The following is a 19796-nucleotide window of genomic DNA, read 5'->3' on the forward strand; positions in this document are numbered from 1 at the left end:
TCTCCCCTAAAGGCAAAACATTATGCAAATGATTAAACAGTGCTTTTTCTTACTGATTCTGGGAACCGCTGCGTTATTCATGCCGCATGCGAAGGCGACCTGCACCACGCCGGATCTCCCCAAAATGATCAACGTGGCATCCATTTCTGTCCCGACGACGCTGGCAGTTGGCGCAACTATCCCGGGTACAGAGCAGAGCGTTCATGTTGCCGGGCATTGCGATCAGAGTACCGACAGCGGCCTGGAGATTGTCTCCTGCTACTACGGCACCGGAGCGGAAATGCCAGGGCTCAGGGGGGTATACGAATCCGGTGTGCCGGGGATTGGCGTAGCATTGATGAATGATCACGGGCAGCGAATTAGCGGCGCTGGCGGCGTGCAGTGCGATTCACGTGGAACGCCTGTCGGCTACGTCTCTACCGATGGAACACAGACTTTTAGCTTTGAAATAACGCTTGAGCTGGTTAAAACGAGTGACACCGTGACATCCGGTACGCTGGTGCAGTCTCAAACCGAATTTGGCATTGGCGTTTTCGGCCATGAAGGGATCGGCAACCCTAACCACATCGCCTATGCAGGTAATGTTATTCTTCATCAGGTCACCTGCTCCGTTTTACCGAAAAATCTCACCGTTAATTTGGGCGATTTTCCCGTCAGTGATTTCATCAGCGTAGGTTTTTTATCCAGCCCTGCTCAAAAATTTAATATCACCGTCAACTGTGACACAACCGTACAGCCTGAGCTAAAAATCACCAGCGCGAATGGATATGACACAGCATTTGAGGGGGTGATCAAACTCACGCAGCAGACCGGCATGGCTACAGGCGTCGGAGTAAGAATGCTATTTGATGACCATCTCGCCACCTTCGGTACCTATGAAAGTACCCAAAATCAGGCCGTAGCCAACGAAACGCTGGTGATCCCGTTTGAGGTTCGCTACGAGCAGGTCAGCAATGTAGTCACCCCCGGGCCAGCCAATACTGTGGCAACCATCACCCTCGCTTATAAGTGAACGTCATGAAAAAAACCGCATTGATTCTCGCGCTGGGGCTGATCGCCCAGGCCCACGCCGATGATATACAGATCCAGATGACGGGTAACATTTACGCCAACACGTGCGTCATTGACAGTGCCAGCCGCAACCTGACGGTGGACTTAGGCCAGGCGGCATCGGGTAGTTTTAAAGACGTGGGCGATACCGGCGAGTGGAAGGACTTTTCCCTTTCGGTGTCGCACTGCCCGGCCACGCTGGCGCTTGCCACCGCCTTTTTCTACGGTCAGGCCGACAGCACCCATCCCACCAAATTTGCCAATCTCGGTAGCGCAAAGGGGCTGGCACTGGAGCTGGCAGATCGTCAGGACAAGATACTGATTGCCCCGCAGGCCGCCTTTAACGCTGCCATAAACCCGACAGATCACACGGCCACGTTCCCGCTGGCCGCACGCTATTACGCCACCTCGATGCCCATCTCTGCCGGCACGTTCAGCAGCGTGATCCAGGTGACCTTCACTTACCAGTAGGACCGCGCCCCTTAGCACGGAAGCTTTTTCGACGCCCGGCAGCCAGTTTTGTCGGGCGTTTTTTTACTTCCGGCACGTCCGGCTGCTCAATCGGGAAGATCGGCAGCGCATTCAGCAGCCGCTGGCCGTAGTTTTTGGTGAGCAGTCGTTTGTCATAAATCACCACCTCGCCCCAGCAGCCGTGGCTACGGATCAAGCGCCCGACCTGCTGAATCAGGTTAAACGACGCTGCAGGCAGGCTTTGTACTTCAAACGGATAACGGTTAAGGCTTTTCAGCCATTCGCCTTCGGTGATCACCACCGGGCTGTCGATGGGCGGGAAGGCGATTTTATGGATATGCACCTGCGTCAGGTAGTCGCCTTTCAAATCAAGCCCTTCCGCAAAGGACTGTAACCCCACCAGCACGCTGCGCTCGCCGTTATCAATGCGTTTACGGTGGGTTTCCACCAGCCGATAGCGCGGCTGATCGCCCTGCACCAGCAGGAGTAAGCGCAGCTCGGTGACGTGCTCCAGGAAGCGTTGCATCGCCCGACCGCTGGCAAACAGCACCAGCATACCGGGGTATTTTTTACTCTCAACCTGCTCGCGGAAGTAGGCCGCCATTTCCGCAATATGCTGCTCTTCGTTATCGATAAGCGGCTCATAATTCATGCGCGGAATGACCAGCTTTCCCTGCTCACAGTGGTTGAACGGCGAGTCCAAGGCTACAAAGCGGTCGCCCGCTTTCTCTTTCAGGCCGCTCATCTCCTGCAACCTTGAGAAGCTGTTCAGGGAACGCAGAGTCGCTGACGTCACTACCACGTGCGGAACGCTGCGCCAGATCAGCTTTTCCAGCTGATCGGCCACGCGGATGCCCACGCAGTGGAAGAAGAGATGTCCCTGCCCGTCTCGTACTTCGCGGGTGGCCCACTTAGTCACCGGCGCGCCGGACGCCTGCGCCATCGAAGCCAGCCGCCAGAGTTTGCTCTGCGCTTCAAACATCCCCAGCGCACGATTCATTTGCAGCAGAATGCGGTGCAAACGCACCACGTCGTGAGTACCGGTTTTCTCGCTGAGATCGTTTAAGAACATCTCCGCCAGCCCGCGCAGCTTTTCCAGGTGCTTCGCCAACTGCTGGCAAATCTCCATCACTTCCTGCGGCAACTCACCCATCGCAAAGCGGTGTTCCGCCTCCTGGGTGGCGGGGAGATACAGGTTAAGAATATTATTCAGCGAGGCGATGAGGCTGTACACCTCTTCACAGTGCTCGCTCAACCGCTCCGGAACCGCCAGCGGCGGCGTGGTTTTCGGACGGAACTGCTCCATGCAGGTTGCCACCAGTTTGCAGAACAGATCCAGTTGCAGGCGAAACCACGGGGCGGTAATTTCCGCGCTCATCTCCAGCGCATCTCGCGCCACGTCGGGCAGATGATGGCCTTCATCGAGCACCAGCAGCAGGTTTTTGGGCTCCGGCAGGACCGCTTCACTCTCCAGTGCAGCCATGACCAGCGCGTGGTTGGCGACAACCACCTCCGCTTCCTGAATCTCACGCCGGGCGACAAAGAACGGGCACTCGCGATAGTAGTGACAGTTACGGTTCAGGCAGCTTGCTTTATCGGTGCTGAGCCTGCGCCACAGGTCGTCGCCGATCGCCTGGTTGGTGTGATCCCGCAGGCCGTCCCACTTGTAGCCGTCGAGATCGGCCTTCAGCTTTGCGCACTGCTCCTGCTCCGCCTTGTTGTTTGGCGTCAGCTCGTCATCAAGAAACGCGAGCAGATCCTGTTGGGAGGGTTCACTGCTGGCCAGAGCCGCCAGATTGCGCGGACAGACGTAGCGCCCGCGACCAAAGGCGGCGGTAAACCGTAAATCGGGGATAATTTTGCGCAGCAGCGGCAAATCTTTGCTGAAGATCTGATCCTGCAAGGCCACGTTAGCGGTACTGACCACCAGCGTTTTATCTTCTTCCCGCGCGATGGCAATGCCGGGAATAAGATACGACAGGGTTTTCCCGACGCCGGTCGGGGCTTCAATCGCCAGATGTCGCCCGTCGTCCCCGGCGAGCGTTTTTGCCACGTCGGCAATCATCTGCCGCTGCGGGGCTCGGGGAATAAAATCGGGGATCTGCTGTTGTAGCGCCTTATACCATGCGCCAATTTGCGCCTTGAGCGCAGCGGTTAAAGCCATCGGAAACCTGAAATACTGTATAAACAGCCACTATTGTGGCACTTTCTCTCCGCTGCCGCAAAAAGAAAAGCCCGGCTTTACGACCGGGCTTCCAGATTACTGCGGGTTAGCAGGCTTACGCGGGCGGCGTCGGCGCTGCCCCTCGCCTGCCGGTTTCCCTTCGCCGCTACGCCATGGGTTTTCACCGGCCGGTTTGCTGTCGTTATTACGACGCGGCGGTTTGCCCGAAGATTTCGGCGCGCCGCCTTCGGCACGACGCGGCTGCTGACCGCGACCACCGCCGCCCTGACCGCGCCCGCCACCCTGACGACCGTTCTGAATTGGCTCGGCTTTGATTGACGGGTCAACTTCATAGCCCGGGGTTTCAATACGCGGGATCTCTTTCTTCAGCAGGCGTTCGATGTCGCGCAGCAGCTTGTGCTCATCCACGCAAACCAGAGAGAGCGCTTCCCCGGTTGCCGCCGCGCGTCCGGTACGGCCGATACGGTGAACGTAATCTTCCGGCACGTTTGGCAGCTCGTAGTTCACCACGTGCGGCAGCTCTTCGATATCCAGACCGCGTGCGGCGATGTCGGTTGCCACCAGCACGCGTATGTCGCCGGACTTGAAGTCTGCCAGCGCGCGGGTACGCGCGCCCTGGCTCTTGTTGCCGTGAATGGCCGCGCTGCGGATGCCATCTTTATTCAGCTGTTCCGCCAGGTGATTGGCGCCGTGCTTGGTGCGGGTAAACACCAGCACCTGCTGCCAGTTGCCCTGGCCGATCATCTGGGAGAGCAGTTCCCGCTTGCGCTTCTTATCTACAAAGTGCACGTGCTGCGTCACCTGCTCGGAGGCGGTGTTGCGGCGCGCGACTTCCACTTCCAGCGGGTTATGCAGCAGCTTTTCCGCCAGCGCCTTGATCTCGTCGGAGAAGGTCGCGGAGAAGAGCAGGTTCTGACGACGCGTCGGCAGCTTCGCCAGCACGCGACGAATATCGTGGATGAAGCCCATGTCCAGCATACGGTCGGCTTCGTCCAGCACCAGAATTTCGATGTTATCGAGCTTCACCGCGTTCTGGTGTTCCAGATCCAGCAGACGCCCCGGGGTTGCCACCAGCACGTCCACGCCGCCGCGCAGCTTCATCATCTGCGGGTTAATGCTTACCCCGCCGAAAACTACCAGCGAACGAATGTTGAGATAGCGGCTGTATTCACGCACGTTCTCACCAATCTGGGCCGCCAGCTCGCGGGTTGGGGTGAGGATCAGCGCACGCACCGGACGACGGCCTTTGGCGTGTGGCTGGTTTTTTACCAGCAGCTCCAACAGCGGAAGGGTAAAGCCCGCGGTCTTACCGGTACCGGTCTGCGCGCTTGCCATCAGGTCACGGCCCTGCAAAACGGCCGGGATAGCCTGCTGCTGAATAGGGGTTGGCTCAACGTAGCCCTGCTCTGCGATGGCGCGCAGAATTTCCGGGTTCAGACCAAGGGAATCAAAAGACATAAAAACTCCGAACCGCCCCGACCATCACAGGTGTAGTTTTCAGGGAGATATAACGAATAGAAGGACAAAAACCACAATGTCGCGAAGGAGCGGAGTGTAGCAGCTTTTGTGACGTGGCGCATAAAATATCCCCGGCGATGACTCGACGTTTGCGCAAATCAGGCATAATCTTAATCAATCGATTGATTAATTTTTAATGCTGCTATGAATACAACCCCAACGACAACCAAAGGCGAACAGGCGAAAAGTCAGCTTATCGCCGCCGCGCTGGCGCAGTTTGGCGAGTATGGTCTGCATGCCACCACGCGGGATATCGCCGCGCAGGCCGGGCAGAATATTGCGGCCATTACCTACTATTTTGGCTCAAAAGAGGATTTATACCTCGCCTGCGCCCAGTGGATCGCGGATTTTATCGGCACCAGCTTTCGCCCACACGTGGAAGAAGCCACCGCGCTGTTCAGCCAGACAGAACCGGACCGGGTTGCCATCCGCCAGCTGATCCTTAACGCCTGTCACAACATGATTCGCCTGCTGACGCACGACGATACGCTGAACCTGAGCAAATTTATCTCCCGCGAGCAGCTCTCCCCCACTGCCGCGTACCAGCTGGTGCACGATCAGGTGATCGCCCCGATGCATAGCCATCTGACCCGGCTGATCGCCGCCTATACCGGACGGGACGCCAGCGATACGGACACCATTTTGCATACCCACGCCCTGCTGGGCGAAGTGCTCGCCTTCCGTCTGGGGCGTGAGACCATCCTGTTACGTACGGGCTGGACACAATTCGATGAGGATAAAGCCGCGCAAATTAGCCAGGTCATTACCTGTCACGTTGATCTGATCCTGCAAGGCTTAACGCAAAGGAGCCAGAAGTCATGAAAAAACCTGTCGCCATCATTCTGGTGGTTGTTGTCTTGCTTGCTGCGGGAACAGGCGGCTGGCTGTGGTATCAGAGCCAGCAGGATCGTGGCCTGACGCTGTACGGCAACGTGGATATCCGCACCGTGAACATGAGCTTCCGCGTCGGCGGACGGCTGGCCTCGCTGAGCGTTGACGAAGGCGATGCCATCAAAACCGGGCAGACGCTGGGGATGCTGGACAAAGCCCCGTTTGAAAACGCGTTGATGCAGGCAAAAGCGGGCGTCGCCGTCGCACAGGCGCAGTACGACCTGATGCTGGCGGGCTATCGTGATGAAGAAATCGCCCAGGCGGCCGCTGCCGTTAAGCAGGCAAAAGCCGCCTATGACTATGCGCAGAATTTCTATAACCGTCAGCAAGGCTTATGGAAAAGCCGCACTATTTCCGCCAACGACCTGGAAAATGCGCGCTCATCCCGCGACCAGGCGCAGGCGACGCTGAAATCTGCCCAGGATAAGTTAAGCCAGTACCGCACCGGTAACCGCGCGCAGGACATTGCCCAGGCGAAGGCCAGCCTTGAGCAGGCGCAGGCGCAGTTAGCCCAGGCGGAGCTGGATCTGCACGACACCACGTTAATCGCCCCGTCTGACGGTACGCTGATGACCCGCGCCGTGGAGCCGGGCAGCATGCTCAGCGCGGGCAGCACCGTGTTAACGCTCTCCTTAACCCGTCCGGTGTGGGTGCGCGCTTACATTGATGAGCCGAATCTTGGCCAGATGCAGCCGGGCCGCGAACTGCTGCTCTACACCGATGGTCGCCCGGACAAGCCGTATCACGGCAAAGTGGGCTTCGTCTCCCCAACGGCCGAGTTCACGCCAAAAACCGTTGAAACCCCGGATCTGCGTACCGACCTGGTGTATCGCCTGCGCATCATCGTCACCGATGCGGACGACGCGCTGCGTCAGGGCATGCCTGTTACCGTGACCTTAAACGACGGGGAACAACATGAATGATGCGGTTATCCAGCTCAATAATCTGGTCAAACGCTTCCCGGGAATGGCTAAACCGGCGGTCGCGCCGCTGAACTGTACGATTCAGAAAGGCTATGTGACCGGGCTGGTGGGGCCGGACGGCGCGGGTAAAACCACGCTGATGCGGATGCTAGCGGGATTGCTGAAGCCGGATGAAGGCAGCGCCAGCGTGCTTGGCCTCGATCCCATCAAAGACGACGCGGCGCTCCACGGCATACTCGGCTATATGCCGCAGAAGTTTGGTCTGTATGAAGATCTGACGGTAATAGAAAACCTCAACCTGTATGCCGATCTGCGCAGCGTTACCGGCGAAACCCGGCAGAAAACCTTCGAGCGTCTGCTGGCGTTTACCTCCCTCGGCCCGTTCACCGATCGGCTGGCGGGCAAACTTTCCGGCGGGATGAAGCAGAAGCTGGGGCTGGCCTGCACGCTGGTGGGCGAACCGAAGGTGCTGTTGCTGGATGAACCCGGCGTCGGCGTGGACCCGATTTCCCGCCGCGAGCTGTGGCAGATGGTGCACGAGCTGGCGGGTGACGGCATGTTGATCCTCTGGAGTACCTCTTACCTTGATGAAGCAGAGCAGTGCCGTGACGTGCTGCTGATGAACGAAGGCGAACTGCTCTATCAGGGCGAGCCCACCGAGCTGACGCAAACCATGGCCGGGCGCAGTTTTCTGCTACACAGCGCGCAGGAATCCAACCGCAAGCTGCTGCAACGGGTGCTGAAGCTGCCCCAGGTGAGCGACGGGATGATTCAGGGCCGTTCGGTGCGCGTGATCCTCAAAAAAGAGGCCACCGCCGACGATATCCGGCGTGCGCAGGGGATGCCTGAAATCGACATGACAGAGACCGCGCCGCGCTTTGAAGATGCGTTTATCGATCTGCTGGGCGGGGCGGGAACCTCAGAATCACCGCTTGGCGCCATTCTGCACACGGTGGAAGGCACGCCGGGCGAAACGGTCATTGAAGCGAAATCGCTCACCAAAAAATTTGGCGATTTCGCCGCCACCGATAACGTCAATTTTGCCGTGAAGCGCGGCGAGATATTTGGCCTGCTCGGGCCGAACGGTGCGGGGAAATCCACCACCTTTAAAATGATGTGCGGCCTGCTGGTACCGACCTCCGGCAAAGCGCTGGTGCTGAACATGGATCTCAAAGTCAGCTCCGGCAAGGCGCGCCAGCATCTGGGCTATATGGCGCAGAAGTTTTCGCTCTACGGCAACCTGACGGTGGAGCAAAATCTGCGATTTTTCTCCGGCGTCTACGGCCTGCGGGGACGGGCGCAGAACGAGAAGATCGGCCGCATGTGCGACGCCTTTGGCCTGACCGATATCGCCTCACACGCTACCGACGCGCTGCCGCTTGGCTTCAAACAGCGGCTGGCGCTGGCCTGTTCGTTGATGCACGAGCCCGACATCCTCTTTCTTGATGAACCTACGTCAGGCGTGGATCCCCTCACCCGCCGTGAATTCTGGTTGCATATCAATAGCATGGTGGAAAAAGGCGTGACCGTGATGGTCACCACCCACTTTATGGACGAGGCAGAGTACTGCGACCGCATCGGGCTGGTCTATCGCGGCAAGCTGATTGCCCACGGCACGCCGGACGACCTGAAAGCGCAGGCCGCCGACGACGCACAGCCGGACCCGACCATGGAGCAGGCGTTTATCACCCTCATCCACGACTGGGATAAGGAGAATCCTCATGCGCAGTAACGCCCTCTCCTGGCGCCGGGTGCGCGCCCTGTGCGTCAAAGAGACGCGGCAGATTGTGCGTGACCCCAGCAGCTGGCTGATTGCGGTGGTGATCCCCCTGCTGCTGCTGTTTATTTTTGGCTACGGAATTAACCTCGATTCCAGCAAGCTGCGGGTTGGGATCCTGCTGGAGCAGCAGAGCGAAGAGGCGCTGGACTTCACCCACGCCATGACCGGCTCGCCCTACATCGATGCCACCATCAGCGACAACCGGCAGGAACTGATCCAGAAAATGCAGGCCGGTAAAATTCGCGGTCTGATCGTCATCCCGGTCGATTTCGCCGCCAACATGGCACGCCCGGGCGCCGATGCGCCAATTCAGGTGATCACCGACGGCAGCGAACCGAACACCGCCAACTTCGTGCAGGGCTATGCGGAGGGGATCTGGCAGCTCTGGCAGATGCAGCGCGCCGAAGACCGGGGGGAGAAGTTTGAACCGCTGATTGACGTGCAGACGCGCTACTGGTTTAACCCCGCCGCCATCAGCCAGCATTTTATTATCCCGGGTGCAGTCACTATCATCATGACGGTGATTGGCGCGATCCTCACCTCGCTGGTGATCGCCCGCGAATGGGAGCGCGGCACCATGGAGGCGCTGCTCTCCACCGAAGTGACGCGCGTCGAGCTTTTGCTCTGCAAGCTGATCCCCTACTACTTCCTCGGCATGCTGGCGATGCTGCTCTGTATGCTGGTCTCGGTATTTATTCTTGGCGTGCCGTACCGCGGTTCGCTGGTGGTGCTGTTCTTTATTACCAGCCTGTTTTTACTCAGCACGCTGGGAATGGGGCTGCTGATCTCCACCATCACCCGCAACCAGTTTAACGCCGCGCAGGTGGCGCTTAATGCCGCCTTCCTGCCGTCGATCATGCTCTCCGGCTTTATCTTCCAGATTGACAGTATGCCAGCGGTGATCCGTGCCGTGACCTACATCATTCCGGCACGCTACTTTGTGAGCACCCTGCAAAGCCTGTTTCTGGCGGGGAACATCCCGGTAGTGCTGATTATCAACACCCTGTTTTTGCTGGCGTCGGCGGTGATGTTTATCGGGCTGACGTGGATGAAAACGAAAAGAAGATTAGATTAGCCATCGGATTTTGTAGGTCGGGTAAGCGCAAGCGCCACCCGACAGGAGGACGACGCGATGTTTCACCGTTTATGGACATTGATCCGCAAAGAGCTGCAATCCTTGCTGCGCGAGCCGCAGACCCGCGCCATTCTGGTGCTGCCGGTGCTGCTTCAGGTTGTACTGTTTCCGTTTGCCGCCACGCTGGAGGTCACCAACGCTACCATCGCCATTTACAACGAAGACAATGGCAAGCATTCCGTCGAGCTGACGCAGCGTTTCGCCCGCGCCAAAGCCTTTACCCATGTCCTGCTGCTGCAAAGCCCGCAGGCGATCCAGCCCACCATCGACACGCAGAAAGCATTATTGCTGGTGCGCTTCCCGGCGGATTTCTCCCGCAATCTGGACACCTTCCAGACCGCGCCGATGCAGCTGATCCTCGACGGGCGTAACTCCAACAGCGCCCAGATAGCGGCGAACTATTTGCAGCAGGTAGTGAAGGACTACCAGCAGGAGCTGATGGCGGACAAACCCAAACCCAACAACAGCGAGCTGGTGGTGCGCAACTGGTACAACCCGAATCTGGACTACAAGTGGTTTGTGGTGCCGTCGTTAATCGCCATGATCACCACTATTGGCGTGATGATTGTCACCTCGCTGTCCGTGGCACGCGAACGTGAGCAAGGTACGCTGGATCAGCTGCTGGTCTCGCCGCTCGCTACCTGGCAGATATTTGTCGGCAAGGCGGTGCCGGCACTGATTGTCGCGACGTTCCAGGCCACCATCGTGCTGGGGGTGGGAATATGGGCGTACCAGATCCCGTTTGCCGGATCGCTGGTGCTGTTTTACTTCACGATGGTGATTTACGGCCTGTCGCTGGTGGGGTTTGGGCTGCTGATTTCCGCGCTCTGCTCAACGCAGCAGCAGGCGTTTATCGGGGTGTTTGTCTTTATGATGCCGGCGATTTTGCTTTCAGGGTACGTGTCGCCAGTGGAGAACATGCCGGTGTGGTTACAGGATCTGACATGGATAAACCCGATTCGTCACTTCACGGATATCACCAAGCAAATCTATCTGAAGGATGCGAGTCTGGATATTGTGTGGGGAAGTTTGTGGCCGCTACTGGTCATCGCGGCCACAACGGGCTCAGTGGCCTATGCGATGTTTAGACGAAACATCGCGTAGCTTTTTCTCTTTGGTGAGCAACGACACCACCGCAGGCCCTGCGAGGATAGCCAGACCCGCCAGGGCCAGCAGCAGGTTGTTTTGCAGCACGCGTGACAACAGCCACAGGACGATCATTGCCGCACCAAAATACCAGGTGGTGGTGAGCTCTTCGAGCACATCACCCACTTCACGCCAGCGCGCGTCGTGGTGACGCTGTAAAAACAGCATCGACAGCACGGTCACGCCGTAAACCACGCATAACCCTAAGCCGACACGCACCAGCGTGCCGCTCATCCAGCCCATCACCAGTACGGCCACGACCAGTAAATGCAACATTATCTGCCAGCAACTCAAACCGGTTGCGACACGAACGCGTTGTTGCCACTTCATGGCTTCTCTCCTGAAGGATTTTTCTCTGCTAATTCAGACTACCGCACTTTACGGAAAATTCCGTAACGCCGCATCTTTTTGTGACGCCTACTACACTTTATTTTCATCGGGATAGTCACCCAGGAAGGTGTTTATGAGCAAAAGAACGCAGCATTTCTCGCTTAAGGTGCTGACGATAAATATTCATAAGGGCTTCACAGCATTTAACCGCCGCTTCATTTTACCGGAGCTGCGCGACGCGGTACGCACCGTCAGCGCCGATATTGTCTGCCTCCAGGAGGTCATGGGCGCGCACGAAGTGCACCCGATGCATTTCGAAAACTGGCCCGACACGCCCCATTACGAGTTTCTGGCGGATACCATGTGGAGCGATTACGCCTACGGGCGCAATGCGGTCTACCCGGAGGGGCATCACGGTAACGCAGTGCTGTCGCGTTTTCCTATCGAGCATTATGAGAACCGGGACGTCTCCGTTGGCGAGAGCGAAAAACGCGGGTTGTTATACTGCCGCATCACGCCACCGGCGCTCGATTTTCCCATTCATGTGGGCTGCGTTCATCTTGGCCTGCGTGAGGCCCACCGTCAGGCTCAGCTACAGATGCTGGCAGACTGGACCAATGCGCTGCCGGAGGGCGAGCCCGTGGTAGTGGCCGGTGATTTTAACGACTGGCGACAGCGGGCCAACCATCCTCTGAAGGTGAATGCGGGGCTGGAGGAGATTTTTACCCGCTCACGCGGTCGTCCCGCGCGGACGTTTCCGGTGCGCTTCCCCCTGCTGCGCCTTGACCGCATCTACGTAAAAAATGCCCACGCCAGCAGCCCGACTGCGCTGGCTTTACTCAACTGGCGACATCTCTCCGACCATGCCCCACTCAGCGCGGAGATCCACTTATGAAATGCACATGGCAGGAAGGTAACCGTATTACGCTGCTGGAAAATGGCGATAACTTTTATCCGGCAGTCTTTGAGGCGATTAGCCACGCACAGCAGAAAGTCTTTCTGGAAACGTTTATCTGGTTTGAAGACGACGTGGGCAGGCAGTTGCACAGCGCGCTGCTGCAAGCCGCTCGTCGCGGTATAAAAATCGAGGTCCTGCTCGACGGATATGGTTCGCCGGATCTCAGCGACGAATTTGTTAACGAGCTCACCGCCGCAGGGGTGGTATTCCGCTATTACGATCCCGGCCCGCGTCTGTTCGGGATGCGCACCAACCTGTTCCGCCGAATGCACCGCAAAATTGTGGTGGTGGACGAAACGGTGGCCTTCGTTGGCGGCATTAACTACTCCGCCGAGCATATGTCGGATTATGGTCCCGAAGCGAAACAGGACTACGCGATCCGTATCGAAGGGCCGGTGGTTCAGGACATCCAGCTGTTCGTGCTGGAAAACTTACCCGGCAAAGAGGCCGCACGCCGCTGGTGGCGACGCCGCCATCGCCCGGAAGAGAACCGCAAGCCCGGCGAGGCGCAGGCGCTGTTCGTCTGGCGGGATAACGAGGAGCACCGGGACGATATCGAACGTCACTACCTGAAGATGCTGGCGAACGCGAAGCGCGAGGTGATTATCGCCAACGCCTATTTCTTCCCCGGTTACCGGATTTTGCACGCCATGCGCAACGCGGCCCGACGCGGCGTGAGCGTGAAGCTCATCGTCCAGGGTGAGCCCGATATGCCGATTGTGAAGGTGGGCGCGCGTCTGCTCTATCGCTATCTGGTCAAAAGCGGCGTGCAAATCTATGAATATCGCCGCCGCCCGCTGCACGGCAAAGTGGCCGTGATGGATGACCACTGGGCGACCGTTGGCTCAAGCAACCTCGATCCGCTGAGCTTATCGCTCAATCTGGAAGCGAACCTGATCATCCACGATCGCCAGTTTAATCAGACCCTGCGCGATAACCTTCAGGGTCTGATCAATAAAGACTGCGTGCGTGTGGATGAGTCCATGGTGCCGAAACGCAGCTGGTGGAACGTTGGCATCGGTGTGGTGGTGTTCCACTTCCTGCGCCACTTCCCGGCCATGGTGGGCTGGCTGCCCGCGCATACGCCGAAACTGGCGCTGGTGGATCCGCCAGTGCAACCCGAAATGGAAACCCAGGACCGCGTAGAGGCGGAAGATGGAGGGAAAACCTGATGTCGAAATCTCATCCTCGCTGGCGGCTGGCGAAAAAAATCCTGACCTGGCTGTTCTTCATTGCCGTCGCGGTCCTGCTGGTGGTGTATGCCCAAAAGGTGGACTGGGAAGAGGTGTGGAAGGTTATTCGCAACTACAACCGGACAGTCCTGCTGGGGGCGGTTGGCCTGGTGATTGTGAGCTACCTGATGTACGGCTGCTATGACCTGTTGGGACGCGCCTACTGCGGGCATAAGCTTGCCAAACGGCAGGTTATGCTGGTGTCATTCATCTGCTACGCCTTTAACCTGACGCTGAGCACCTGGGTGGGCGGGATTGGTATGCGCTATCGCCTGTACTCCCGCCTTGGCTTACCGGGCGGCACCATCACGCGTATTTTCTCGCTGAGTATCACCACCAACTGGCTGGGGTATATCCTGCTCGGCGGGGTGATCTTCACCATTGGCGTGGTGCAGCTGCCTGCGCACTGGTACATCGATGAGGCCACCCTGCGCATTCTGGGCATCGTACTGCTGCTGATCATCGCCGCCTACCTTTGGGCCTGCGCCTTTGCCAAACGTCGTCATATGACCATTAAAGGGCAGAAGCTGGTGCTGCCGTCATGGAAGTTTGCCGTCCTGCAAATGGTGGTTTCCAGCGCCAACTGGATGGCGATGGGGGCCATTATCTGGCTGCTGATTGGCGAAGATGTGAATTACTTCTTCGTGCTGGGCGTGCTGCTGGTAAGCAGTATTGCCGGGGTGATTGTGCATATTCCAGCGGGGATCGGCGTACTGGAAGCGGTGTTTATCGCGCTGCTTGCAGGGGAGCATGTGTCTCACGGGACGATTATCGCTGCCCTGCTCGCGTACCGCATGATCTACTACTTCCTGCCGCTGGCGCTGGCAACGATCTGTTATCTGGTGCTGGAGAGTCGGGCGAAGAAGCTGCGCGCCAAAAACGAGAAGGCGATGGCAAAATAAAAGCAAAACGGCAACTTCGTTGCCGTTTTTAGGGTTTGTTCCCTCTCCCTGTGGGCTGAGGGATCCCCAGTAATTTTTTTATGCAGAAGCAATAAAGTTGCTTTCTAAATGACTGAGGGCTGTCAGCGATGCCCTGGTCCGGCTGTAAATCGCTGAGGCGTTTCCTGCAGGCCGGGGCGAGGCGCAGGGATGCGCCGAGAGGGCGGCTTTACAGGGACGTTGCCTCCGCCCGTACCCGATAAGCCGGAAGGAATAAGCCGAGGGCACCGCGAAGCGGCGATTTACCGCCGGGAGCCCGGGTCGCCAGGGTGGTGGCGACTGAGCCACCCTGGCACGTTCACCGGTCATGTCGTTACAGAGTAGCAAGGAACATAAAGTGAACGGAATGACCACCACCGCCGTATGTTCCCCTCACCCTAACCCTCTCCCCGGAGGGGCGAGGGGATTGCTCAGTGCTCGCATTAATTTGTGGGGAACCCTCAGCCCTGTGGGAGAGGGTCAGGGTGAGGGCATCAGACAGCGCCACCCTCACTAGCGACGGTTGCCGAAGATACGCAGCAGCATCAGGAACAGGTTGATGAAGTCCAGATAAAGCGTCAGTGCGCCCAGAATCGAGTATTTGCGCAGGTTTGAACTGTCGCGAACATCAATTTGTTCACCGATGTTTTTCAGTTTCTGGGTGTCGTAGGCGGTTAAGCCCACGAAGATCACCACCCCGATATAGGTCACCGCCCACATCAGCGCGTCACTCTTCAACCACAGGTTCACCAGCGACGCCAGCACAATCCCTATCAGCCCCATAAACAGCATGTTGCCGAAGCCGCTCAGGTCACGTTTGGTGGTGTAACCGTACAGGCTCATCACACCGAACATCCCGCCGGTCACCACAAAGGTGCTGGCAATGGAGGAGTAGGTGTAAACGATGAAAATACTGGAGAGCGTCAGCCCGGTCAGCGCCGAATAGAGCATAAACAGCGTGGTCGCCATGCCCGAACTGAGCTTGTGCACCAGCCCGGAGAGCACGAATACCAGCGCCAGTTGCGCAATAATCAGCCCAAAGAAGGTGATTTTGCTGGAGAAGATAAACATCATCAGTTCAGGCGTGTTTGCCGCATACCACGCGATAAACGCGGTAAGCAGCAGGCCAACCGTCATCCAGCCATATACCTGAGCCATGTAGGTTTGCAGCCCGCTACGGGTCTGCTGAACTATCGAATCGGAACGCGGAAATCGGTCCATGATTCACTCCTGATTAAGTAAACACACACGTTAAGACTAACACATCCACGTAAACCTGTTACCAGCGGCTGGCAGCCTGTTTGTCGCTGTCCCGCGATTCCACCCAGCGCTCACCTTCCGGCGTCGCTTCACGCTTCCAGAACGGCGCTTTAGTTTTGAGGTAATCCATGATGAACTCCCCCGCCGCAAAAGCACTCCCGCGATGGGCGCTGGTGACGCCGACAAACACAATTTCTTCGCCGGGCCACATTTCGCCGATGCGATGGATAACCGTAACGCGCCCCAGCGGCCAGCGGCCTCGCGCCTCTTCGACAATGGCCGCCAGCGATTTTTCGGTCATTCCCGGATAGTGCTCCAGCGTCAGCGCTTTTACGCTGTCGCCGAGATTATGATTACGCACTTTCCCGGTAAAGGTCACGACCGCGCCGTCTTCGTCGCGCCCGGCCAGCCAGTCATATTCCGTGCCCACGTTAAAACGCTCATGGCCAACCAGAATTCGGGTTTCCGTCATCTCAACCCCCTGTGACCGGCGGGAAGAAGGCCACTTCATCCCCATCAGCCAGCGGGTGGGTCAACTCCACCAGCGTCTGATTCACGGCGGCCAGCAGTTTGCCTTCATCCAGCGCCAGCGCCCAGCGGTCGCTTTGCGCCGCCAGATGCGCACGCAGGGCGGCGACGTTTTCGAAAGAGCCGTCCAGCGTCAGGCTGTCGGTATTGATAAGCTCACGGACCTGGGCAAAAAAGAGCACCTTAATCATGGATTTCCACCTTAAAATCACCGGATTTGCCGCCGCTTTTTGCCAGCAGACGCACCGGGCCAATCACCATATCTTTCTGCACCGCTTTACACATGTCGTAGATGGTCAGCGCCGCCACGGAGGCTGCCGTTAACGCCTCCATCTCCACACCGGTTTTCCCGGTTAAGCGGCACAGGGACTCGATACGCACGCGGTTATGCTCCGGCTGCGCCTGCAAATTTACCTCCACTTTGCTAAGCATCAGCGGATGGCAGAGCGGGATGAGGTCCCAGGTGCGTTTAGCGGCCTGAATACCGGCGATGCGGGCGGTGGCAAACACATCACCCTTGTGATGGCTACCGTCGATAATCATCGCCAGCGTCTCCGGCAGCATGGTGACGAACGCTTCAGCACGCGCCTCGCGCACCGTTTCGGCTTTGGCGGAGACATCCACCATATGCGCTTCGCCAGCGGCGTTTATGTGGGTCAGTTGTGACATAGCTTATTTCTTTAAATGGGGATGGAAATTACACGGACGGGTACGGGCATCCAGCTGCGGGGCAATAATGTTTTCCCACGCGGTGCGGCAGGCTTTGGTCGAGCCCGGCATGGCGAAGATCAGCGTCTTGTTCGCTACCCCCGCGACGGCACGGGACTGGAGCGTAGAGGTGCCAATCTCTTCAAATGAGAGCATGCGGAACACTTCGCCGAAGCCTTCTACTTCGCGATCGAACAGCGGAAGCAGCGCTTCCGGCGCCTGGTCGCCTGCGGTAAAGCCGGTGCCGCCAGTGATCAGTACAACCTGGACGTCATCACTCGCAATCCACTGTGAAACCTGAGCGCGAATGGCGTAACGGTTCTCTTTGACGATCGCTTTATCAACAATCTGGTGCCCGGCTTCGTGTGCCGCCTCGCGCAGCCAGTGGCCGGAGGTATCATCCTCTTCACCACGACGTTCGGAAACGGTAAGAATAGCAATGCGTGTCGGGATAAATTCCGCGCTTACCTGACTCATCTTCTGGTTCCTTCTAAAGCCTGATTACCCGCCGATATAGGACAGGTTCTGAGTAATGCCGGTGTTGCCCTGATGCAGGAAATGGGTCTGCTTTTTGTGCGTCAGCGCCTCGGAAATGCGTGCTTCAAGCGCGTCCTGTTGGGCGTCGTCTTCCAGCAAATCGCGCAGATCGACGCCGCCATCCCCGAACAGGCAGAGGTGCAGCTTGCCAACAGAGGAGACGCGCAGGCGGTTGCAGCTGGCACAGAAGTCTTTTTCATAGGGCATGATCAGGCCGATTTCGCCTTCATAATCCGGATGACAAAAGACCTGCGCCGGGCCATCGCTGCGCTGGCGGATCTGGTGGATCCAGCCGCGTTTCAGCAGTTCGTCACGCAGGACCATGCCGGAGATGTGATGGCGACGGAACAGCTCGCTGCCCTCCCCGGTCTCCATCAGCTCAATAAAACGCAGTTGAATGCGGCGCGGTTTGATCCACGCCAGAAAAGTGTCCAGCTGATGGTGGTTCACATCACGCATCAACACGGTATTGACTTTGACCTTGTCGAAACCGGCGGTGAACGCGGCATCGATGCCGTCCATTACCTGCTGGAACTTATCCTGGCCGGTAATGGCGTGGAACTGACGGGCGTCCAGGCTATCGACGCTGACGTTGATCGCCGTCAGCCCCGCATCGCGCCAGTTCGCCACGTCACGCGCCATGCGGTAACCGTTGGTGGTCACCGCTATCTGGCGGATACGTTCGTTTTCACGCACGGCGGCAATGATGTCAGGGAAATCACGGCGCAGGGAGGGCTCTCCCCCGGTAAGACGCACTTTTTCCGTACCGAGTTCAGAGAACGCGCGCGTGACGCGGCGTACTTCTTCCACGGAGAGAAAGCCATTATTGGTGACGCTGCCCGGCTTGTAGCCATCGGGCAGGCAGTAGGTGCAACGGAAGTTACACACGTCGGTAATCGACAAACGTAAGTAGAAAAACTTACGCGCGAAAGCATCAGTAAGTTGTGAAGCCATGTACACCTTTCCAGATCGGGAGGCACAGTCATTTCTTTCTGTACCCTGGTGGCAAATCCGCCACGGCCAGGGCGCCATATCTCTCGACACAGGCGCCAGGGCTAGAGTGTATGTTTTCAGTTTTGAAAACGTGGTTATGGCGATAGTAGCGTGGAAATCGCCACTTCGCCATTGTCGCTTTTCGCTATATAAATTTATACATAACGATGTTATCGTGCATTTTCACTACAGAATACGCAAAAACAGCGCTTTCGCATTGATATACGTCATTATGGTTTGTGAGAGGCATCGTCTTTTAGGAGTAGTTGCGTTACTGTGACGCAAGCTTAACAGGATAAGGAATAGGTATGCGCAATCGCACTTTTGCGGATCTGGACCGCGTGGTCGCTCTTGGAGGAGGTCACGGTCTGGGACGGGTTATGTCGTCGTTATCGTCACTGGGCTCACGCCTGACGGGCATCGTGACAACAACGGACAACGGCGGCTCAACCGGGCGGATCCGACGTGCTGAAGGCGGGATAGCCTGGGGTGATACGCGCAACTGCCTCAACCAGCTCATCACTGAGCCAAGCGTGGCCTCGGCGATGTTTGAGTACCGTTTTGGGGGAAATGGCGAACTTTCAGGCCATAACCTTGGAAATCTGATGTTAAAGGCGCTGGATCACCTGAGCGTGCGCCCTCTGGAAGCGATCAATTTAATTCGTAACCTGCTAAAAGTGGATGCGTTCCTGATCCCGATGTCCGAACAGCCGGTAGATTTGATGGCGATCGATGCTGACGATCACGAAGTGTATGGTGAAGTGAATATCGACCAGCTTCTTCTTCCGCCAAAAGAGCTGATGACCTACCCCAGCGTACCCGCAACGCGTGAAGCGGTTGAAGCGATTGGCGAGGCCGATCTGATCCTGATTGGGCCGGGGAGTTTTTATACCAGCCTGATGCCGATCCTGCTGGTGAAAGAGCTGGCGCAGGCGCTGCGCAGAACGCCTGCGCCCATGGTCTATATCGGTAATTTAGGCCGCGAACTCAGTCCGGCCGCGGCAAGCCTGTCGCTGGCGGATAAGCTGGACCTGATGGAACAGTATGTTGGTAAGAAAATTATCGATGGTGTCGTGGTCGGGCCAAAAGTAGATGTGTCGGGGATTGGCGATCGCGTGGTGGTGCAGGAGCCGCTGGAAGCCAGCGATATTAAATATCGCCACGACCGCCATTTGCTGCGCGAGGCGCTGGAGAAGGCGATTCAGGCATTAGGTTAGGTTCGTTTTGTGCG

Annotated in this window: 20 protein-coding genes and 1 riboswitch; of the genes, 11 read left to right on the forward strand and 9 right to left on the reverse strand. The window is 57.6% G+C overall.

Annotated elements, in window-relative coordinates:
* Nucleotides 1–22: 22 nt before the first annotated feature.
* Nucleotides 23–1012: a fimbrial protein gene (locus SK51_RS19720; protein WP_023305736.1), complete on the forward strand. Its 990-nt coding sequence runs from the start codon at nucleotides 23–25 to the stop codon at nucleotides 1010–1012.
* 5 nt (nucleotides 1013–1017) lie between these two features.
* Nucleotides 1018–1521, forward strand: a complete 504-nt coding sequence (locus tag SK51_RS19725; RefSeq protein WP_023305735.1) for a fimbrial protein — start codon at nucleotides 1018–1020, stop codon at nucleotides 1519–1521.
* Here the strand turns inward: SK51_RS19725 and dinG are convergent.
* Together dinG and rhlE are read right to left on the reverse strand one after the other, a co-directional pair.
* Nucleotides 1508–3685 carry an ATP-dependent DNA helicase DinG gene (gene dinG / locus SK51_RS19730; protein ID WP_023305734.1) on the reverse strand — a complete coding sequence of 726 codons (2178 nt, stop codon included), beginning with the start codon at nucleotides 3683–3685 and terminating at the stop codon, nucleotides 1508–1510. The two genes, SK51_RS19725 and dinG, sit on opposite strands and share 14 nt — an antisense overlap.
* A 96-nt stretch (nucleotides 3686–3781) precedes the next feature.
* Nucleotides 3782–5164 carry an ATP-dependent RNA helicase RhlE gene (gene rhlE, locus SK51_RS19735; RefSeq protein ID WP_017693771.1) on the reverse strand — a complete coding sequence of 461 codons (1383 nt, stop codon included), beginning with the start codon at nucleotides 5162–5164 and terminating at the stop codon, nucleotides 3782–3784.
* A 204-nt stretch (nucleotides 5165–5368) separates the two neighbouring features.
* Here rhlE and cecR point away from each other — a divergent pair, with 204 nt between their 5' ends.
* Genes cecR through SK51_RS19760 form a run of 5 tightly spaced genes read left to right on the forward strand, consistent with a single transcriptional unit; the run spans nucleotide 5369 to nucleotide 11057 of the window.
* Entirely contained in the window at nucleotides 5369–6046 is a 678-nt protein-coding gene (cecR, locus tag SK51_RS19740) for a transcriptional regulator CecR (RefSeq protein WP_022647510.1), read from the forward strand.
* A complete protein-coding gene (hlyD, locus tag SK51_RS19745) occupies nucleotides 6043–7038 on the forward strand; it encodes a secretion protein HlyD (RefSeq protein ID WP_022647509.1) in 996 nt (331 codons plus the stop codon). The genes cecR and hlyD overlap by 4 nt, the downstream gene beginning before the upstream one ends.
* Nucleotides 7031–8770: an ATP-binding cassette domain-containing protein gene (locus tag SK51_RS19750; RefSeq protein ID WP_048206986.1), complete on the forward strand. Its 1740-nt coding sequence runs from the start codon at nucleotides 7031–7033 to the stop codon at nucleotides 8768–8770. The genes hlyD and SK51_RS19750 overlap by 8 nt, the downstream gene beginning before the upstream one ends.
* Nucleotides 8760–9893, forward strand: coding sequence for an ABC transporter permease (locus tag SK51_RS19755; protein WP_022647507.1), 1134 nt, complete (start codon nucleotides 8760–8762; stop codon nucleotides 9891–9893). The genes SK51_RS19750 and SK51_RS19755 overlap by 11 nt, the downstream gene beginning before the upstream one ends.
* A 57-nt stretch (nucleotides 9894–9950) precedes the next feature.
* The gene (locus SK51_RS19760) at nucleotides 9951–11057 is read left to right on the forward strand and encodes an ABC transporter permease (RefSeq protein WP_023305733.1); all 1107 of its coding nucleotides are present in this window, start codon (nucleotides 9951–9953) and stop codon (nucleotides 11055–11057) included.
* Here the strand turns inward: SK51_RS19760 and SK51_RS19765 are convergent.
* Entirely contained in the window at nucleotides 11019–11429 is a 411-nt protein-coding gene (locus SK51_RS19765; protein ID WP_003858499.1) for a YbhQ family protein, read from the reverse strand. The genes SK51_RS19760 and SK51_RS19765 overlap by 39 nt on opposite strands.
* Before the next feature lie 133 nt (nucleotides 11430–11562).
* Here SK51_RS19765 and SK51_RS19770 point away from each other — a divergent pair, with 133 nt between their 5' ends.
* The 3 genes from SK51_RS19770 to SK51_RS19780 are packed head-to-tail and all read left to right on the forward strand — an operon-like array spanning nucleotide 11563 to nucleotide 14521.
* On the forward strand, nucleotides 11563–12324 hold the full coding sequence (locus tag SK51_RS19770) for an endonuclease/exonuclease/phosphatase family protein (RefSeq protein ID WP_022647505.1): 762 nt from the start codon (nucleotides 11563–11565) through the stop codon (nucleotides 12322–12324).
* Nucleotides 12321–13559, forward strand: coding sequence for a cardiolipin synthase ClsB (clsB, locus tag SK51_RS19775; RefSeq protein ID WP_022647504.1), 1239 nt, complete (start codon nucleotides 12321–12323; stop codon nucleotides 13557–13559). The genes SK51_RS19770 and clsB overlap by 4 nt, the downstream gene beginning before the upstream one ends.
* Nucleotides 13559–14521, forward strand: a complete 963-nt coding sequence (locus SK51_RS19780) for a lysylphosphatidylglycerol synthase domain-containing protein (RefSeq protein WP_023299637.1) — start codon at nucleotides 13559–13561, stop codon at nucleotides 14519–14521. The genes clsB and SK51_RS19780 overlap by 1 nt, the downstream gene beginning before the upstream one ends.
* A gap of 531 nt (nucleotides 14522–15052) precedes the next feature.
* On the opposite strand, the gene SK51_RS19785 is transcribed toward SK51_RS19780, so the two are convergent.
* From SK51_RS19785 to moaA, 6 genes are all read right to left on the reverse strand, one after another.
* On the reverse strand, nucleotides 15053–15760 hold the full coding sequence (locus SK51_RS19785; RefSeq protein WP_003858508.1) for a Bax inhibitor-1/YccA family protein: 708 nt from the start codon (nucleotides 15758–15760) through the stop codon (nucleotides 15053–15055).
* 58 nt (nucleotides 15761–15818) lie between these two features.
* Nucleotides 15819–16271 carry a molybdopterin synthase catalytic subunit MoaE gene (gene moaE, locus SK51_RS19790; RefSeq protein ID WP_022647503.1) on the reverse strand — a complete coding sequence of 151 codons (453 nt, stop codon included), beginning with the start codon at nucleotides 16269–16271 and terminating at the stop codon, nucleotides 15819–15821.
* A 1-nt stretch (nucleotide 16272) separates the two neighbouring features.
* Nucleotides 16273–16518: a molybdopterin synthase sulfur carrier subunit gene (gene moaD / locus SK51_RS19795; RefSeq protein ID WP_022647502.1), complete on the reverse strand. Its 246-nt coding sequence runs from the start codon at nucleotides 16516–16518 to the stop codon at nucleotides 16273–16275.
* On the reverse strand, nucleotides 16511–16996 hold the full coding sequence (gene moaC, locus SK51_RS19800) for a cyclic pyranopterin monophosphate synthase MoaC (protein WP_023305732.1): 486 nt from the start codon (nucleotides 16994–16996) through the stop codon (nucleotides 16511–16513). Before moaC ends, moaD begins: the two co-directional genes overlap by 8 nt.
* Before the next feature lie 3 nt (nucleotides 16997–16999).
* Nucleotides 17000–17512 carry a molybdenum cofactor biosynthesis protein B gene (gene moaB / locus SK51_RS19805; RefSeq protein ID WP_022647501.1) on the reverse strand — a complete coding sequence of 171 codons (513 nt, stop codon included), beginning with the start codon at nucleotides 17510–17512 and terminating at the stop codon, nucleotides 17000–17002.
* Between the two features lie 24 nt (nucleotides 17513–17536).
* Nucleotides 17537–18526, reverse strand: coding sequence for a GTP 3',8-cyclase MoaA (gene moaA / locus SK51_RS19810; protein WP_022647500.1), 990 nt, complete (start codon nucleotides 18524–18526; stop codon nucleotides 17537–17539).
* Nucleotides 18514–18647, reverse strand: a riboswitch (molybdenum cofactor riboswitch). (Overlaps the previous gene by 13 nt.)
* A 226-nt stretch (nucleotides 18648–18873) precedes the next feature.
* Here moaA and yvcK point away from each other — a divergent pair.
* Complete coding sequence (gene yvcK, locus SK51_RS19815; RefSeq protein WP_023305731.1) at nucleotides 18874–19782, forward strand: uridine diphosphate-N-acetylglucosamine-binding protein YvcK; 909 nt, start codon at nucleotides 18874–18876, stop codon at nucleotides 19780–19782.
* Nucleotides 19783–19796: the final 14 nt, after the last annotated feature.

It is taken from the genome of Enterobacter sp. MGH85 (genome assembly GCF_001037655.1).
GTDB lineage: Bacteria > Pseudomonadota > Gammaproteobacteria > Enterobacterales > Enterobacteriaceae > Enterobacter > Enterobacter intestinihominis.

Coding starts and splice junctions, on each gene's coding strand:
- SK51_RS19720 (WP_023305736.1), top strand. CDS start 23: ATGCAAATGATTAAACAGTGCTTTTTCTTACTGATTCTGGGAACCGCT.
- SK51_RS19725 (WP_023305735.1), top strand. CDS start 1,018: ATGAAAAAAACCGCATTGATTCTCGCGCTGGGGCTGATCGCCCAGGCC.
- dinG (WP_023305734.1), bottom strand. CDS start 3,685: ATGGCTTTAACCGCTGCGCTCAAGGCGCAAATTGGCGCATGGTATAAG.
- rhlE (WP_017693771.1), bottom strand. CDS start 5,164: ATGTCTTTTGATTCCCTTGGTCTGAACCCGGAAATTCTGCGCGCCATC.
- cecR (WP_022647510.1), top strand. CDS start 5,369: ATGAATACAACCCCAACGACAACCAAAGGCGAACAGGCGAAAAGTCAG.
- hlyD (WP_022647509.1), top strand. CDS start 6,043: ATGAAAAAACCTGTCGCCATCATTCTGGTGGTTGTTGTCTTGCTTGCT.
- SK51_RS19750 (WP_048206986.1), top strand. CDS start 7,031: ATGAATGATGCGGTTATCCAGCTCAATAATCTGGTCAAACGCTTCCCG.
- SK51_RS19755 (WP_022647507.1), top strand. CDS start 8,760: ATGCGCAGTAACGCCCTCTCCTGGCGCCGGGTGCGCGCCCTGTGCGTC.
- SK51_RS19760 (WP_023305733.1), top strand. CDS start 9,951: ATGTTTCACCGTTTATGGACATTGATCCGCAAAGAGCTGCAATCCTTG.
- SK51_RS19765 (WP_003858499.1), bottom strand. CDS start 11,429: ATGAAGTGGCAACAACGCGTTCGTGTCGCAACCGGTTTGAGTTGCTGG.
- SK51_RS19770 (WP_022647505.1), top strand. CDS start 11,563: ATGAGCAAAAGAACGCAGCATTTCTCGCTTAAGGTGCTGACGATAAAT.
- clsB (WP_022647504.1), top strand. CDS start 12,321: ATGAAATGCACATGGCAGGAAGGTAACCGTATTACGCTGCTGGAAAAT.
- SK51_RS19780 (WP_023299637.1), top strand. CDS start 13,559: ATGTCGAAATCTCATCCTCGCTGGCGGCTGGCGAAAAAAATCCTGACC.
- SK51_RS19785 (WP_003858508.1), bottom strand. CDS start 15,760: ATGGACCGATTTCCGCGTTCCGATTCGATAGTTCAGCAGACCCGTAGC.
- moaE (WP_022647503.1), bottom strand. CDS start 16,271: ATGACGGAAACCCGAATTCTGGTTGGCCATGAGCGTTTTAACGTGGGC.
- moaD (WP_022647502.1), bottom strand. CDS start 16,518: ATGATTAAGGTGCTCTTTTTTGCCCAGGTCCGTGAGCTTATCAATACC.
- moaC (WP_023305732.1), bottom strand. CDS start 16,996: ATGTCACAACTGACCCACATAAACGCCGCTGGCGAAGCGCATATGGTG.
- moaB (WP_022647501.1), bottom strand. CDS start 17,512: ATGAGTCAGGTAAGCGCGGAATTTATCCCGACACGCATTGCTATTCTT.
- moaA (WP_022647500.1), bottom strand. CDS start 18,526: ATGGCTTCACAACTTACTGATGCTTTCGCGCGTAAGTTTTTCTACTTA.
- yvcK (WP_023305731.1), top strand. CDS start 18,874: ATGCGCAATCGCACTTTTGCGGATCTGGACCGCGTGGTCGCTCTTGGA.